At 61.0% G+C, this 14,878-nt stretch carries 15 protein-coding genes and 1 riboswitch; of the genes, 8 read left to right on the top strand and 7 right to left on the bottom strand.

All coding sequences use genetic code 11. The features are described 5' to 3' along the window. Window positions 1-121: 121 nt before the first annotated feature. From cobO to CIT25_RS05115, 4 genes are read right to left on the bottom strand one after another with little or no spacing between them, the layout of a single operon-like run. Complete coding sequence (gene cobO / locus CIT25_RS05130) at window positions 122-739, bottom strand: cob(I)yrinic acid a,c-diamide adenosyltransferase (RefSeq protein WP_095483472.1); 618 nt, start codon at window positions 737-739, stop codon at window positions 122-124. Between the two features lies 1 nt (window position 740). Beyond that, the gene (gene cobU / locus CIT25_RS05125; protein ID WP_425351732.1) at window positions 741-1,238 is read right to left on the bottom strand and encodes a bifunctional adenosylcobinamide kinase/adenosylcobinamide-phosphate guanylyltransferase; all 498 of its coding nucleotides are present in this window, start codon (window positions 1,236-1,238) and stop codon (window positions 741-743) included. 22 nt (window positions 1,239-1,260) lie between these two features. Beyond that, window positions 1,261-2,040, bottom strand: a complete 780-nt coding sequence (locus tag CIT25_RS05120; protein WP_095483470.1) for a CbtA family protein — start codon at window positions 2,038-2,040, stop codon at window positions 1,261-1,263. Between the two features lie 15 nt (window positions 2,041-2,055). Continuing rightward, complete coding sequence (locus CIT25_RS05115; RefSeq protein ID WP_095483469.1) at window positions 2,056-2,235, bottom strand: CbtB domain-containing protein; 180 nt, start codon at window positions 2,233-2,235, stop codon at window positions 2,056-2,058. A gap of 37 nt (window positions 2,236-2,272) precedes the next feature. Beyond that, a riboswitch (cobalamin riboswitch) is annotated at window positions 2,273-2,465 on the bottom strand. 140 nt (window positions 2,466-2,605) lie between these two features. Between CIT25_RS05115 and CIT25_RS05110 the strand changes: the two genes are divergently transcribed. From CIT25_RS05110 to CIT25_RS05100, 3 genes are all read left to right on the top strand, one after another. Next, window positions 2,606-3,787 (top strand): aromatic ring-hydroxylating oxygenase subunit alpha, encoded by a 1,182-nt coding sequence (locus CIT25_RS05110; protein ID WP_095483468.1) that lies wholly within the window; start codon window positions 2,606-2,608, stop codon window positions 3,785-3,787. An 83-nt stretch (window positions 3,788-3,870) separates the two neighbouring features. Continuing rightward, window positions 3,871-4,875: an acetyltransferase domain-containing protein gene (locus tag CIT25_RS05105; protein ID WP_095483467.1), complete on the top strand. Its 1,005-nt coding sequence runs from the start codon at window positions 3,871-3,873 to the stop codon at window positions 4,873-4,875. Then, a complete protein-coding gene (locus CIT25_RS05100) occupies window positions 4,872-5,363 on the top strand; it encodes a methyltransferase family protein (RefSeq protein ID WP_095483466.1) in 492 nt (163 codons plus the stop codon). The genes CIT25_RS05105 and CIT25_RS05100 overlap by 4 nt, the downstream gene beginning before the upstream one ends. Before the next feature lie 19 nt (window positions 5,364-5,382). Here CIT25_RS05100 and CIT25_RS05095 read toward each other — a convergent pair whose 3' ends face one another. After that, on the bottom strand, window positions 5,383-5,769 hold the full coding sequence (locus CIT25_RS05095; RefSeq protein WP_023685221.1) for a MerR family transcriptional regulator: 387 nt from the start codon (window positions 5,767-5,769) through the stop codon (window positions 5,383-5,385). A gap of 151 nt (window positions 5,770-5,920) precedes the next feature. Next, the gene (gene mgtE, locus CIT25_RS05090; RefSeq protein WP_095483465.1) at window positions 5,921-7,351 is read right to left on the bottom strand and encodes a magnesium transporter; all 1,431 of its coding nucleotides are present in this window, start codon (window positions 7,349-7,351) and stop codon (window positions 5,921-5,923) included. Between the two features lie 424 nt (window positions 7,352-7,775). Between mgtE and CIT25_RS05085 the strand changes: the two genes are divergently transcribed. From CIT25_RS05085 to CIT25_RS05065, 5 genes are all read left to right on the top strand, one after another. Then, complete coding sequence (locus CIT25_RS05085) at window positions 7,776-8,636, top strand: MipA/OmpV family protein (RefSeq protein ID WP_095483464.1); 861 nt, start codon at window positions 7,776-7,778, stop codon at window positions 8,634-8,636. A gap of 28 nt (window positions 8,637-8,664) precedes the next feature. Next, a complete protein-coding gene (locus CIT25_RS05080; RefSeq protein ID WP_167391033.1) occupies window positions 8,665-9,429 on the top strand; it encodes a response regulator transcription factor in 765 nt (254 codons plus the stop codon). Then, window positions 9,426-10,742: a HAMP domain-containing sensor histidine kinase gene (locus CIT25_RS05075; RefSeq protein ID WP_095483463.1), complete on the top strand. Its 1,317-nt coding sequence runs from the start codon at window positions 9,426-9,428 to the stop codon at window positions 10,740-10,742. The genes CIT25_RS05080 and CIT25_RS05075 overlap by 4 nt, the downstream gene beginning before the upstream one ends. Before the next feature lie 162 nt (window positions 10,743-10,904). Continuing rightward, window positions 10,905-12,242 (top strand): glycosyltransferase family 4 protein, encoded by a 1,338-nt coding sequence (locus CIT25_RS05070; RefSeq protein WP_095483462.1) that lies wholly within the window; start codon window positions 10,905-10,907, stop codon window positions 12,240-12,242. Next, window positions 12,239-13,012 (top strand): HAD-IIB family hydrolase, encoded by a 774-nt coding sequence (locus tag CIT25_RS05065; protein WP_095483461.1) that lies wholly within the window; start codon window positions 12,239-12,241, stop codon window positions 13,010-13,012. Before CIT25_RS05070 ends, CIT25_RS05065 begins: the two co-directional genes overlap by 4 nt. Window positions 13,013-13,033: 21 nt before the next feature. Here the strand turns inward: CIT25_RS05065 and CIT25_RS05060 are convergent, their stop codons facing one another. Then, entirely contained in the window at window positions 13,034-14,752 is a 1,719-nt protein-coding gene (locus CIT25_RS05060; protein WP_095483492.1) for a GH32 C-terminal domain-containing protein, read from the bottom strand. Window positions 14,753-14,878 lie beyond the last annotated feature (126 nt).

The following is a 14,878-nucleotide window of genomic DNA, read 5'->3' as shown; positions in this document are numbered from 1 at the left end:
CCCAAAACACGATCCGCCATCCCGAATCTCCCTGCTCCAACCTTCACCACAGAATCACCGTTCGGCTTCTGTGCAAAGGTCCCACAGGGGGAGAAGGAAGAAGAGGCGCGGCCAAAACCTCTCAGAACTCTATGCCTTGCTGCGCCTTCACGCCGGCGGAAAAGTGATGCTTGGTCACGCCCATCTCGGTGACCAGATCGGCCGCCTCGACCAGCGCCGGCTTGGCGTTGCGGCCAGTGACGACGACATGCAGACCCTCGCGGCGCCCTTTCAGCGCCGCCACCACCTTGTCCAGATCGAGATAGTCGTAGCGCAGCGCAATGTTCAGCTCGTCGAGCACCAGGAGGCTGATCGACGGATCGGCCATCAGCTCGAGCACCTTGGCCCAGGCGGCCTCGGCGGCAGCGATGTCGCGCTTCAGATCCTGAGTCTCCCAGGTAAAACCCTCGCCCATCGTGTGCCAAACGACCCGATCGCCGAAAACGGCAAAGGCGTCCTTCTCGCCGGTGTGCCATTTGCCCTTGATGAACTGGACGACGCCGACGCGCTTGCCGTAGCCGAGCATCCTCAGCGCCAGCCCGAAGGCAGCGGTGGTCTTGCCCTTGCCGGGGCCGGTGTTGACGATCAGCAGCCCCTTCTCGACCGTCTTTGCCGCGACCTCGGCGTCCTGCACCGCCTTGCGCTTGGCCATCTTGGCGCGGTGGCGTTCTTCGTCCTTGGGTTCGATAGTATCAGCCATGTCACTTCACCTTCAGCGGCAGTCCCGCCACCATCATCAGCACCGTATCGGCTATCGTCGCGACCTGCTGGTTGAGCCGGCCGGCGGCATCGCGAAACCGACGGGCGAGCGCATTGTCCGGCACGATGCCCTGGCCGACCTCGTTGGAGACCACGAGCCATGGCCCGCGCGGTCGCGACAACACATCGGCCAGCCCCCGGCATTCAGCCTCAATGTCATGTTCGGCCAGCATATGGTTGGTCAGCCACAGCGTCAGGCAGTCGATCAGGACAGGCCGGCCGTCAGGCAGGGCCTCGATCGCGCCGACGAGATCGAGCGGCGCATCGATGGTCGTCCAGCCCTCGCCGCGCCGCGATCGGTGCAGCGCGATGCGCTCGCGCATCTCGTCGTCATAGGCTTGCGCCGTGGCGATGTATGTCCACGGCGCCGGACAGGCCGTCACCAATCTTTCGGCATGCGCGCTCTTGCCGGAGCGCGCACCGCCGATGACCAGCGTCAGCGTCCCGCCGGAAGCAACGCGATCAGGCAAAGCTGTCGCGCAGGCTCGTCGCCGTGCCGGTCAAGCGGCCACGCACCACGCCGACGACGGCGCCGAGCACCAGCCAGAACACCAGATTGGTCAGCGTCACCGCCACCACGAACTGGTGATGCAGACCTTCCGGGATCGGCGACTCGAAATTGTCGGGCTGCGGCGCGCCGACGATATGCGGCGCCACGATCAACGCCACTGCAAGCAGCGCCAGCGGCAGCGACTTGCGGAAGGCAAGCAGGCCGAGACCGGCCGCTGTCGCCACCACTGTCGCCATCCACCAGATCTGGCGCTGGGCGAGATCGGCGGCCGGCATCGCCGGCAGTTCGGGTGGCAGGCCAAGGTTCGGAGCCAGCGTGAACACGGCAAAGCCAGCGAGCCCCCAGAACAGGCCCTGACGCCAATTGCCGATGCCGCCGGCAAACTCCGAAGCGGCGACCAGGATCAGAGCAAAGCCGATGCCGGTAACGACATTGGCAGCGATATTGAAGACGAAACGCTCGAAGCCATCGGCCGGCGCCCAGCCTTCGTCTTCCGGAGCGGCAGCTTCAGCCGGTGCGGCGCTGCTCATAGCAGTCGTGCTCATTGCGTTTTCGGCAGGTGCTATCGGCGCCGCGGCATGGTCATGCGCGTGGCCGCCGCCGGCCTGCTCGTAGACTTCCGCCTTCAGGATGAGCGGCACGGTGGCATAGGCCTGCATGCAGGCGAGGACGACGCCGGCCACAAGCCCTGCGATCGCCGCGATGAACACGACGTTGCGAAACAATGTCATGATGTCAGCCCCTCGTCAGTGGCAGGGAAACGCCATCGAATGGCGATAGTCGTGAGCGGCATTGTGGACCGCATCGATATGCGAGAAGCCGACAAAGCCCATGACGAAAATGCCGAGAAATGCAGCAAGCGCCAGCTGCAAGAAGCGCGACTGCGAGGAGACGGAAGCGCCGAGCGAGACGGAAGCGGTATTCATGTCTTGTCCTTTCGCCCTCCACCCGAGGGCATAGAAGTCAGTTCTCCTGTCGCCGGCAGGTCTCCTGGCTCGCGGATCAGCGCCCTTCCCCACCTTCCCGAAGAAACTCTTCAGTGGCATATGGAGAGGACTACCGCACACAGTTGCGGGGGCAGCCACGGCATTGGGCAAATTTTGCCCTCACCGCATTCCCTCTTGGTTCCAAAGGAACCGACGACGGCTGCGACTATAGGCAGAATCGTAACGCCCGGCAAACCAAATTCCGCCAGCTACCAGCGCGAATGCGCCGTCTTGGCAGGCCAGCCAGCCGGCGCCGTGATTGACAATTTTCGCGGCCGGGTGTCGGCTGGAGCATCACAGGAAGCCGGTCATGCAACCCAGCCCGAGCGAGCACGATCCCTATAACGGTTTGACGCGACTTGAACCGACGCTGCCGTCGTCGGCGTACTGGGACATCGACGCCCATCAGCGCGATCTCGACGCCATCTGGTATCGAAGCTGGCTGCTCGTCTGCCGCGAGGCCGACCTTGCCCAGCCGCTGGCGTTCAGGACGTTCCGTGTCGGCACGCAGGAGATCGTCGTGCTGCGCGACGAGACCGGCGAGCTGCGCGCCTTCCATAACACCTGCCGGCATCGCGGCTCGCAGCTCTGCCAGGCGAGCGAAGGACGGCTGAAGGCGCGGCTCATCACCTGTCCCTATCACGCCTGGTCCTATTCGCTGCGTGGCGATCTCGTGCGCGTGCCGTCGAAATCGCTACCTGAAGGCTTCGACAAGGCCGATCATTCGCTCTATCGGGTCGCACTGTCGGTGTGGCGCGGTTTCGTCTTCGTCAATCTCAGGGAAGACGCCGCCGGTTCGGCCGAAACATCCTTCGATCCCGCATCCGGCAATCTCGCCAACTGGCCGCTGGAGACGCTGGTGTCGGGCCATGTGCTGCGCAAGGTGATGGACTGCAACTGGAAGATTTTCTGGGAGAACTTCAACGAGTGCCTGCATTGCCCGGGCGTTCACAAGGACCTGTCTCGGCTGGTGCCGATCTATGGCCGCGGCCTGATGGGGCGGCACGACGACCCGGAATGGGCCCGTCACGCCGACAATGACGCGCCGGAGTTTTCCGGTGGCCTGCGGGCCGGAGCCGAGACCTGGTCGCGCGACGGGCGCGTCCACGGCCCGGTCTTTCCCGAGCTGACGTCCGCCGAGCGTACCGCCGGGCAGACCTATGCCACCAATTTGCCGTCGATGTTCATCGTCGGCCATGTCGATTATGTCCGCACCGTGCTGCTGGTGCCGCTCGGCCCGGAGCAGACCGAACTGACCGCCGAATGGCTTTTTTCGCCCGAAGCGCTCGCCGATCCAACGGCTGATATCGACAACATCGTCGCCTTCGGCAGGCAGGTGCTGGAGGAAGACGCGGATATCTGCGAGGTCAACCAGAAGGGCCTGCGCTCGATGCGCCACGAGGCGGGCGTTCTGATGCCCGAGGAATATGAATTGCACCGCTTCCACAACTGGGTGCGCGAACGCCACACAGCGCTTTCACCGACGCCCTGAACATCTGAGAGGTTTGGCCCGCCTTCTTTTGTCCGGGGCAACCGTGATAGTCGTCTTGCAGTGCTGAATCAGATTGCGAGACCATGAGCATCCTTACGCCAATCGCCCCCGTTCAGGATCAATCGAAGACGAAGCGCATTATCGCCATCGACGTCGCACGCGGCATCGCCTTGCTTGCCATGGCGAGCTACCATTTCACCTGGGATCTCGAATTCTTCGGCTACACCGATCCCGGCCTGACCGCCTTCGGCTGGTGGAAGTTCTACGCGCGCTGCATCGCTTCGACCTTCCTGTTTCTGGTTGGCGTCAGCCTGTTCCTCGCCCATGGCAAACAGATCCGCTGGAACGGCTTCTGGAAACGCTTCGCCATGGTCGCCGGGGCGGCGCTCGCCATATCGGCCGCCACAAGGTTTGCCACGCCCGACAGCTTCATCTTCTTCGGCATCCTGCACGAGATCGCGCTGGCCAGCCTGCTCGGCCTGGCGTTTCTGCGGCTGCCGGCGCTGCTGACGCTTGTCGTCGCGGCTTTCGTCATCACCGCTCCGCTCTATCTCAGGTCCGGGATCTTCGACCATCCGGCCCTGTGGTGGGTCGGCCTGTCGGCAACCAATCCACGCTCCAACGATTATGTCCCGCTGTTGCCGTGGTTCGGCGCCGTGCTTGCGGGCATCGCGGCGGCAAAGCTCAGCTCCGCCTCCGGCATGCTGACGCGGCTGGCGAGCGTCACGCCTGCCCGCTGGACAAATCCGCTGGTCTTTATCGGCCGGCACAGCCTCGCCTTCTATCTGATCCACCAGCCGGTGCTGATCGGCTCGGTCTGGCTGTTTTCGCAGATCATGCCGGCACCGGTCGAAACCAGGCAGGTGAGCTTCCTGAAAGAATGCCAGATGTCGTGCGAGCAATCGCGCGACACGGAGTTCTGCTCCAGCTATTGTGTGTGCATGCTCGATACGCTCGAGGGCGAGGCCACGCTTGATCGGCTCTACAGCAACGACCAGGCTGCAGACTGGAAGGCACATCTCGACGAGCTCGCCGGCGCCTGCACAGCCAAAGCCGACAGCACTTTGATGGAGGGAGGAGCACAATGACCGACCATCAGCCTAAACCGGGGCAGCCTAAACCGGGGTTTATACCGTGGCCGCCACTGATCTATCTCGCAGCCATCGCCGTCAGCATCGCGCTTGGCTTGCTCTATCCGCTTCCATGGATCGGCGGCCTTCTAGGCGACATCCTGTTCGCGGCCGGCTGGGTGGCATTGTTCGGCGTCGTCGCACTCTGGTTCACGGCGATCCGCACCATGATCCGGGCAAAGACGACGCTCCACCCAAACGCCGTGCCGGACCACCTGGTCACATCAGGCCCTTTCGCCGTCAGCCGCAACCCGATTTATCTGGCCAACACGCTGCTGCTGATCGGCGTGGCCCTTGTCTCGGGGATTGTATGGTTCCTGCCGCTGGCGATCATCGCGGCCTTCGCAACGCAGAAGATGGCGATCGAAGGCGAGGAGAAAGTCCTGGCGACGAAATTCGGCAAGAAATACCGGGATTACGCGAAAAAGGTGCGGCGCTGGATTTGAGGCGTGCGGCAAAGGCCACTCAAGTGTTGACGCCGAGCTCCACCAGTCGCTCGACGCAGGATTCCTCAGCCTGGTCGAGCTCGGCCAGGGTCTCTTCGAGGTCCCGGCGCTTCTGGCGCAGATCCTCTCGCTTTTCCTCGATGCGCTTGATCATCAGATTGAGTTGACCGACCTCCCCGGGCGGCTCCTTGTACATCTGGATGATTTCGCGGATTTCGTTGATCGAAAAGCCGAGCCTCTTGCCGCGCATGATCTGGCGGATGAGATGCCGGTCCGACGGGCGAAACAGCCGCGTGCGGCCGCGCCGTACCGGCTGCACCAGCCCCTCGTCCTCATAGAAGCGCAGCGTCCGCGTCGAAACATCGAATTCGCGGGTCAGTTCTGTGATCGAATAATATTCCCGCATCATCACTCCAAATGCCCGGAAAGCGGCGCGATCACCCATCATGCGGCGATGCCCTTCATTCACAAAAGCGGCTCGTCCCGTACCGGAATCGATCGGTTGGCTCTCCGTCAAAACTTCGCACGCAACTTACGTAAAAGTCAATTGAAGTGCCTTATCCGGCTCCGGCGCCCAGATGCAGCCACCAGGTTGCAAGGCTAAGGAAGGCGAGGAAACCGATAACGTCGGTAATCATCGTCGTGAAGATTGATGACGAAATCGCCGGATCGGCGCCGAGCCTGTCGAGGAACAGCGGAATCAGAATGCCGCCGAGTGCCGCGGCCAGCATGTTCACGATCATCGCCACGGCAATGACGAAACCGAGGTCGGGATTGTGAAACCAGAGGCCGGCGACCAGCCCGAGGATCGCCGCAATGACCATGCCATTCAGCAAGCCGACCACAACCTCGCGGCGAATGACGCGACCGGCATTGTAGATATCGAGGTCACGTGTGGCGAGCGCGCGCACGGTCACTGTCATCGTCTGCGTGCCGGCATTGCCGCCCAGCGAGGCGACAATCGGCATCAGTGCGGCAAGTGCGACCATTTCCTCGATCGTCGCGCCGAACATACTGATCACCGAGGCCGAGATGAAGGCCGTCCCGAGGTTGACCAGCAGCCACGGAACGCGCGAGCGCGAGGTCGAGAAAATGCTGTCCGAGAGTTCTTCGTCGCCGACACCACCCATGCGCAGCAGATCCTCCTCTGCTTCCTGCTGAATGACGTCGACCACGTCGTCGATCGTCAGCACGCCGACCAGCCGGTCATTCTCGTCGACGACGGCGGCGGAGAGAAGGTCGTATTGCTCGAATTCGCGCGCCGCCTCTTCCTGGTCCATCTTGGCCGGAATGGCGTGCCTGGTCTCATGCATGACCTCTTCGACCTTGACCGAACGCTTGGTGCGCAGGATCTGGTCGAGGTCGATGGCGCCGAGCAGCTTGAAGCTCGGATCGATGACGAATATCTGGCTGAAGCGGTCGGGAAGGTTCTGGTCCTCGCGCATGTAGTCGATGGTCTGGCCGATCGTCCAGAACGGCGGCACCGCGACGAACTCCGTCTGCATGCGGCGGCCGGCGGTTTCTTCGGGATAGGCGAGCGAGCGGCGCAGCCTGATCCGCTCGGTGAACGGCAACTGCGACAGGATCTCGTCCTGGTCTTCCTTTTCGAGATCCTCGAGGATGTAGACCGCGTCGTCGGAATCGAGGTCCTGCACCCCCTGCGCGATCTGCGCGTTGGGCAGATTGTCGACGATGTCGCGGCGTATCGCCTCGTCGACCTCGGTCAGCGCGGAAAAGTCGAAGTCGGCGCCCAACAATTCGACCAGTGCGCGGCGCTGTTCGGGATGAAGCGCCTCGAGCAGATCGCCGAGTTCCGACTGGTGCAGGTCGTCGACTTCACGCTTCAGCGTCAGCGTGTCGCGATCAGCGATCGCTGCGCCGATCTGGGCAAGGAACGACGACAGAATGGCGCCGTCCTCGCCATAAATGTCGGCGTGGCTATCCTCAGCGGCCCTGGCGCCGGTCGTCTGTTCGTCCTGGCCTTCCATCAGCGCCTCCCGCCATCAGAATTCCGGAAAAGGTGCCCGTCAGGTCTAGAGCATCGAGCCCAAAAGTGGAAACCGGTTTTGGCAAAATCCGATGCCCAAACACAAAGATAGAGCGGCGGCACGTCTAGACTTGAGAGTCCGCCGCTCTATGACGCAACGCGCGGGAATATCAAACGAAAATGCGCCCTGTCCTGCAGGGAGGCGAAGGCTGATGCGACTTGGATTAGCGGACGGGCGATCGTTTACTCCTGATCGTCCGAAGCGAGAACGGATCGATCATCTGGCATCATCGTTCTCTCGTAGAGGCGCCAAGATGAAACCACGATTGCGCAACAAAACTTAACATCACTTCACGCATGCGGCCACTTTCATCTGAAATGGTGAGAGCATCAGAGGCTTATCGCCTCGCTATACTGGAGCACGCATGTTCGCCAAAATGGATTCTGGAATATTTGCCGGCCGGGCATCTCTTGCCGCAATGGCCATCCTGTTTTCAACGCATCCGGGAATAGCACTTGCCGCTGATGCCATTGCGGTGAATTCGGACGATCTCTCCCTTCCACCGCCCGAACCTTCCCGTTTCGCCCGTTTCGAGCAAAAACTGTCCGACTGGCATGTCGTCCTGGGCGGCGGCGCGATCATCGTTCCAAAGTACGAGGGCAGCGACGAGTTCAAGATCATGCCGGTACCCTTTGTCACGGCGACATTCCGCGACGTGATGACGATCAATCCGACAGGCGCCGACATCGCTATCTATGAACAAGACCGGTTCGAGTTCAGTGCGCGGCTTGGTTATGAAATGGGCCGCGATGAAGACGATGCCGATCGTCTGCGCGGGCTGGGAGACATCGGCATGGGTGGAACCGTGGGCGCGAAGGCCACGGTGAATTTCGGCCCGGCTGAAATCTTCGCGCAAGTGGACAAGACCATCGGCGGCAGCGATGGCCTGGTGGGCGAGGTCGGGATCGAGGTCAACCAGCCGCTGTCCCAATCATTGATGGTCGGCGCCCGCGCTTCCGCCGTCTTCGCCGACGAAAATCATATGCAGGCCTATTTCGGCGTCACGCCGGAACAATCGGCTCGCTCCGGGCTGGCACGCTACGATGCCGGCGCCGGATTGAAGCGCGCCGATTTTTCAGTGTCCGCCACATATCTGCTCAACCAGAACTGGATGGTGCGCGGCGAAGCGGGAGTCGGCGTTCTCGTCGGTGACGCCGCCGACAGTCCGATCGTCGCCGAAAAGATCCAGCCTTCAGGCATGCTTCTCGTCGGATATCGTTTCTGACCGCCCACACAGGTACCAGTCCAGGCAAATGGCAAACGTCGCACGACACCAAGGCGATTTGAACGCCGAGTCCAAATCGACAAGACAAGTTTGGCGTGTCCTCATTGTCGAAGACGATGTCGAAATCGCGCGCATGCTGGGCGAGACGCTCACTGAAAACAGCATGATCGTGGAAGTAGCCGAGAGTGGCATCCGGATGGACGCCGCGCTTCGCAACCAGAAATTCGATCTCATCGTGCTCGATGTCATGCTCCCCGGCGAAAACGGCCTCAGCATCTGCCGCCGTCTTCGCGCCCACACGAACGTTCCGATCCTGATGCTGACCGCGCTTGGCGAAGAAATCGACCGTATCTTCGGACTGGAGATCGGCGCTGACGACTACATGACGAAACCTTTCAGCGCGCGCGAACTGACGGCCAGGATACGAGCGTTGCTGCGCCGAACCGCCAGCGCTCCCGAAGAGCGGGATCGCTCGAAGGTGCTTCGCTTCAACGGCTGGCGGCTCGATCCGATACGCCGGCAATTGCATGATCCAAGCAATGCGCGGGTTTCGACCACGATGCATGAATTCGACCTGTTGCTTGCGTTCTGCCGCAATGCCGGCCGGGTTCTCTCACGCGAGGAACTACTCGGCGTGACCCATGCAGGGCTTGCCGGCCCGATCGAGCGAAGCGTCGATGTCCATATCAGCCGGATCCGCCAGAAGATCGAAAAGGATGCGCGCGATCCGGTGCTTCTCAAGACTGTTCGGCTGGGCGGCTACATCTTCACCGCGACGGTGGAGGAAGCATGAGGAATTTCATCCGCCGCAGCCTGCCGCAGTCAGTGCGTGGGCAACTCGCGGCAATCATTTTCGTCGCGGTGATCGTGATCATGTCTACCGGATCGGTCGTCGAAAGCTTTACCAGGAATATCGACCTGCCCGTCATTGACGACAGTCTCCTGCGAGCCACCGTGATTGCAGGCCTGTTGCGCGAAGCACCAGCGGAGGCTCGTGACGAGATTCTGGCAGCGACGGCTCGTGCGGGCCTGGATTTCAAGATACTTTCGAAGGAGCAGATCGACGGTATTCCATATTCTTATACGCAATGGCGAAACATCGAACGGTTTCTCGGGTTCGGGAGGAGGCCGATTGAGGGACGATGGGTGACCGTCGATGGTCGATCCGCGTTTGTCATTGGCCTGGATCAGCAGACCATCCTGGCTCACCTCGGAGTACCCGATGCCTTACTGACATCAGACCTCATCCGTTCCTTGTTCTACAAGTTTATGGCTTTCATCGCCTTGCCCACCTTGATCTGGTTCTTTGCTGTATGGGCCGTGACGGAGCCATTGAAACGCATCTCGGCGGCCGTCGGTTCGGCCGAGATCGAGAATGGCGACGAGCTTTTCGTCGAACGCGGCTCTATCGAGATGGCCGGCCTGGCGCGCGCTCTGAACAGGATGCGAACACGCATCCGGACGATGATCGAAAACCGCACGCGCATGTTGCGCAGCGTCAGCCACGATCTGCGCACGCCTTTGACGCGGCTGCGGCTTCGCGCCGAGCGCATGGATGATGGGCTCATCCGAACCGCGATGCTGTCCGATATCCAGCATATTGAAGATCTGATCGACGAGACTTTGACGTATCTGCGCAACGATGTCTCGACAGAGAAGCTGCAGCGTGTCGACATTGCCAGCGTGTTGCAAACCGTCTGCGCCGAATTTTCGGATGTCGGGTTTCCGGTCTCGTATTCCGGGCCGGATCGGCTTCTGGGCTGGTGCAAACCCAATGCGTTGGCGCGGGCGATCACCAATCTGTGCGACAACGGGGTTAGGTTCGCCGGCAACGTCACCGTCGCATTGACGCAGACCGATACAGCGGCGCGCATCGAGGTCGTTGACGATGGGCCGGGCATTCCGACACCCGCGCGCGCCCGTGTTTTCGAACCGTTCTTCAAGGAGGACACGTCGCGCGGCGGTACGTCGAAGCACGGCTTCGGTCTGGGCCTCTCGATCGTTGCGGACATCATCCAGGGCCACGGCGGCAAGATCGAATTGCAGGACAACCAGCCAACCGGGCTCGTCGTTACCGTCGATCTGCCGAATGGACCAAATGTCTAGCAGTCATAGACGGCCCGCACCGAGAGGGCACGGTGCGTTGGACCAGGGCGGCAAAATCGGGTCTCTCAATATTTGCCGATGAAGGCTGGGTTCCCTATATAGTTGGACCTGCGCTTGCTTCGACCGCGGGCGCGCGGAGATCAATCGTAGAGAAGGATAGAGATGCCGAACGACAACTCGGACGCGGCGATACCTAGAATTGCACTCATTTCAACCCACGGCTACGTTGCAGCCAACCCGCCACTTGGTGCGGCCGATACCGGCGGACAGGTGGTCTATGTCCTGGAACTGGCCAAAAAACTGGCCCAATTGGGGTATGCCGTCGATATCTGGACACGACGATTTGAAGACCAACCGCCTGTCGATGAAGTGGCCGACGGGGTTCGTGTCCTGCGTGTCGCCTGTGGCGGACCCGATTTCATTCCGAAGGAATATCTCCATCGCCACCTGCTCGAGTGGTGTGAAAACGCGCTGCGCCTAATTCGCAGGGAAAACCTCTCCTACGACTTCATCAACAGTCACTACTGGGATGCGGGTGTGGCGGGGCAACGACTGTCGGAGGCGCTCACTATCCCGCACATCCATACGCCGCACTCTCTCGGCATATGGAAGCAGCGCCAGATGAAGACGGACTACCCTGATAAGGCCGATACATTCGAAGCCGAATTCAATTTCACCGAGCGCATAAAGCACGAGACGATCATCTATCGAAGCTGCGCCATGGTGATTGCAACAACGCCGCCGCAGGTGGACATGCTGGTCGAGGACTACAGCCTCGAGCGCGACCGCGTGCACATGATCCCACCCGGTTACGACGACAACCGGTTCTTCCCCGTCAGCGAGGCGTCTCGCCGGCTGATCCGCCACCGGCTCGGTTTCGAGGGACGAACGATCCTGGCGCTCGGCCGGCTCGCCACCAATAAGGGCTATGACCTGCTGATCGATGCGTTTTCCGTGGTGGCGCCGCGTGTGCCAGATGCGGTCCTGAGGCTCGCCGTCGGCGGCGAGAACATGGACGAGCAGGAACAGAAGATCCTGAACCAGCTCAAGGAACAGGTTGAACAGCTAGGCTTGCAGGATCGTGTCGTCTTCTCCGGCTATGTTGCCGACGAGGATCTGGCCGACACCTATCGGGCGGCGGACATGTTCGTGCTGTCGAGCCGCTACGAGCCGTTCGGCATGACCGCGATCGAGGCAATGGCCTGCGGAACGCCCACCGTGGTTACGATCCATGGCGGCCTCTATCGCGGGATCAGCTATGGCCGGCACGCCCTCTTCGGTGATCCGTTCGACAAGGAAGATCTGGGCATCACGATCGTCAAGCCTATGAAGCACCCCCGCCTCTACGGCCGACTGGGCCGCATGGGTGCGCACAAGGCGCGCAGCCTGTTCACCTGGACAGGTATCGCACAGCAGCTTGTCAGCCTTGTCGAAGGACGTCCGGTGTTGAAAGCGGTCGACGACCATGATTGGGACGAGCCGTGGAACGACGGCGATTGAGACCGATCGCGCTTCTATCGAGTGATCTCGACGGGACCCTGGCAGGCCATGCGCCGGCGACGTCACGCTTTCGTTCCAAATGGGAAGCGCTCGACCCCGAGCGCCGACCGGTTCTCGTCTACAATAGCGGTCGTCTGGCCGACGACATTTTGAATTTCGTCGACGAAGTCGGCCTGCCAGCCCCGGACTACGTGATCGGGGGTGTCGGCACGATGCTCGCCGGTCCGCGGCACAGCTCGCGCCCCGCACACTTTACTGATTTGGAGCACTTTACCCAGAGGCTTTCGGAAGGCTGGTCTCTTGAAAAGGTCGATGCGGTGCTCGGATCGCTCAAAGACACCGTCCGGCAGCCCGACGGTTATCAACACGCCTTCAAATCGAGTTGGTACCTGCACGACGCAAGCCCGGACGCCCTTGCCGATATCGAGCGTGCGCTGGTTGAAGCCGGCCTGTCGGTGACGATGGTCTATTCGAGCGGACGGGATCTCGACGTCCTGCCGCGTTCGGCAGACAAGGGGCAGGCGCTGGCCTGGCTCTGCAATGAACTCGGCATCGGCCTTGATGAGGTGGTCGTCGCCGGCGACACCAACAACGATCGCAGTATGTTCGACCTGCCGGGTGCGCGCGGGATTGTCGTCGCCAATGCCTTACCCGAACTGCTTGACATGGCCCGGAACAACCCGCTGATTTACAGCGCGAAGGAACAGTTTGCCTTTGGTGTCGTCGAAGGTCTCGTTCATTGGTCGGTGTTTGAGGACGCCCAATCCTGAACTGGAAATAGGATCTCCTTGTCAGGGTTTGAGCGCCCATACCGTCGCGTGCAGAACGGCACCCGCTTCGGCGATGAGACGTGCGGATTGTATCGGCTCAAAACCACTGATCCGTTTCGTGCCAGCCCAACGACCGCGATCGGCGAACACCTCGATCGATCCGTAGTCGAGGAATATCCGCAGCCGTTTTGGACGGGCTCCCTTGGCGATATAGTGAGGAGATTCCGCCGCGTCGTCTCCATGACAGATGGCAAGCCCGTCGTCGTCGACGACAACGTCGAGGCGGACAGTTGGATGCTCGAGCTTCAGGTGGAAATGGACACCCGGTTTTTCCAACTCGAACAGGATTTCGACGGCGCCATTGATAAAGCTTACCTGCTCTCCGGCTGCAAGGCGTGTTCGGTCCAGAATATGGCTCCGCAGGCTCTCGGCAGCTCCGATGGGCGGGGTATGCAACTCGCCTGCAGACAGGTGGATATTGCGAGGCAGCGTCATGGCGGTGGGGAAATCGATCGCCGGTCCGGTGTCGGCCCAGTTGGCAAGCCAGCCTATACCGACAATGGCATCACCGTCGACGAAGGCCTGGAAGGCGTAATTATCCGCCCCGAAGTCCAGTTCCTGTTCGAATTCCTTGGCAAAAGTCTGTCCATCGAACCAGCCTACAATGGCCATTGTCAGGTTCTTGCGCCGGGTGGACTGGTCCTCACTGTTCATCAACCCGAGAATTAGAACCCAGCGCGTCGCGGGATCGGTCGCAGGCCCGTCGAGCGGCAGCAGACAGGGACATTCGATCGCCGTCGTCCGATAGTGTTTCTCGACCAGAAGCTTGCCGATATACGTCCAGCCGCTGGCCGCCGTATGGTCATGGGTTTCGTAGAGCAGGACAACGCCGCCTTCGCTGCTCTGGCTGCCCAGCAGCATTTTCCAAAGGCCATCCGGCCCCCTGAACACGTATGGGTCGCGAAAATCCGCTGTCAGTCCCTCGTCAAGCGGGCGGTATGGCAGGATGACGTCCGCATTTCCCGCCATGATGAGGTCGCTGGAAGTGGCAGTGAGTTGGATTTGCTGTTCTGGGATGCGGTCCTGTACCTGCTCGGTAAAAAAGACGCGAATGCCCGGGCCATCGGCAAGCGGGACTGCCGAGCCGGAATACGCACCGCCCCGTCTGTCGGGCCGTGCGGTAAGATCTTCCGATGGGAACAGGAAGATAGGCATGTGGCGCCACCGCAAATAATCCGAAGATACGGCGTGTCCCCAATGCATCGTGTTCCACCGAAGACCATGGGAATAATGCTGATAAAAGAGATGTGGGCGACCTCCAAACCGGCCAAAGCCGTTGGGATCGTTCATCCAGCCGAACGGCGGACGAAAATGATAGCTGTCAGGGATGTTCGGCGGCGCATTTCCCGGATTGGTGTGGATAACTGTAATACCTGTCTCCAGCACGTCGGCCAACGCGAACCAGTAGGCAACCGACACCGAGGTTTGATCCGTGTCGTAATCCAGTTCGACGCTGCCACCGCCGAAGACGTGAAAAATCCTGAATTCATACTCTTCGGCGTTCGTAACGCTTACCTCGCCGAATTTGCCACGGACATTGGAAAAAGACAGCGAGCCCGGAACGTCCGGCTTGGTCGCCTTGAGCCAGATATGGAACGTGGCGTTGACTGGCAGGTCGGCATGCAGGCTTCGAATGGTGTCCCTTCCCGCAATCCTTACCTGGACCTGGCTGTCACTCATGAAGATGGCTCCGTTCCGTGCGGCGTTCCCGGACAGATAGAGTATCAAACCCGGTTTTCGACCTGGAAATGCGTTGCAGAAGGTTAAAGCTGTATCTTCACTTTGGCAAAGCCGTCCGGATCGATG

The organism is Mesorhizobium mediterraneum, assembly GCF_002284565.1.
Lineage (GTDB): Bacteria > Pseudomonadota > Alphaproteobacteria > Rhizobiales > Rhizobiaceae > Mesorhizobium > Mesorhizobium mediterraneum.
This window is presented reverse-complemented; position numbering and strand designations above follow the sequence as displayed.

What these genes read in the sequence shown, in the direction of transcription:
- cobO (WP_095483472.1), bottom strand. Translation starts at nt 739, where the DNA reads ATGGCTGATACTATCGAACCCAAGGACGAAGAACGCCACCGCGCCAAG.
- CIT25_RS05120 (WP_095483470.1), bottom strand. Translation starts at nt 2,040, where the DNA reads ATGACATTGTTTCGCAACGTCGTGTTCATCGCGGCGATCGCAGGGCTT.
- CIT25_RS05115 (WP_095483469.1), bottom strand. Translation starts at nt 2,235, where the DNA reads ATGAATACCGCTTCCGTCTCGCTCGGCGCTTCCGTCTCCTCGCAGTCG.
- CIT25_RS05110 (WP_095483468.1), top strand. Translation starts at nt 2,606, where the DNA reads ATGCAACCCAGCCCGAGCGAGCACGATCCCTATAACGGTTTGACGCGA.
- CIT25_RS05105 (WP_095483467.1), top strand. Translation starts at nt 3,871, where the DNA reads ATGAGCATCCTTACGCCAATCGCCCCCGTTCAGGATCAATCGAAGACG.
- CIT25_RS05100 (WP_095483466.1), top strand. Translation starts at nt 4,872, where the DNA reads ATGACCGACCATCAGCCTAAACCGGGGCAGCCTAAACCGGGGTTTATA.
- CIT25_RS05095 (WP_023685221.1), bottom strand. Translation starts at nt 5,769, where the DNA reads ATGCGGGAATATTATTCGATCACAGAACTGACCCGCGAATTCGATGTT.
- mgtE (WP_095483465.1), bottom strand. Translation starts at nt 7,351, where the DNA reads ATGGAAGGCCAGGACGAACAGACGACCGGCGCCAGGGCCGCTGAGGAT.
- CIT25_RS05085 (WP_095483464.1), top strand. Translation starts at nt 7,776, where the DNA reads ATGTTCGCCAAAATGGATTCTGGAATATTTGCCGGCCGGGCATCTCTT.
- CIT25_RS05080 (WP_167391033.1), top strand. Translation starts at nt 8,665, where the DNA reads ATGGCAAACGTCGCACGACACCAAGGCGATTTGAACGCCGAGTCCAAA.
- CIT25_RS05075 (WP_095483463.1), top strand. Translation starts at nt 9,426, where the DNA reads ATGAGGAATTTCATCCGCCGCAGCCTGCCGCAGTCAGTGCGTGGGCAA.
- CIT25_RS05070 (WP_095483462.1), top strand. Translation starts at nt 10,905, where the DNA reads ATGCCGAACGACAACTCGGACGCGGCGATACCTAGAATTGCACTCATT.
- CIT25_RS05060 (WP_095483492.1), bottom strand. Translation starts at nt 14,752, where the DNA reads ATGAGTGACAGCCAGGTCCAGGTAAGGATTGCGGGAAGGGACACCATT.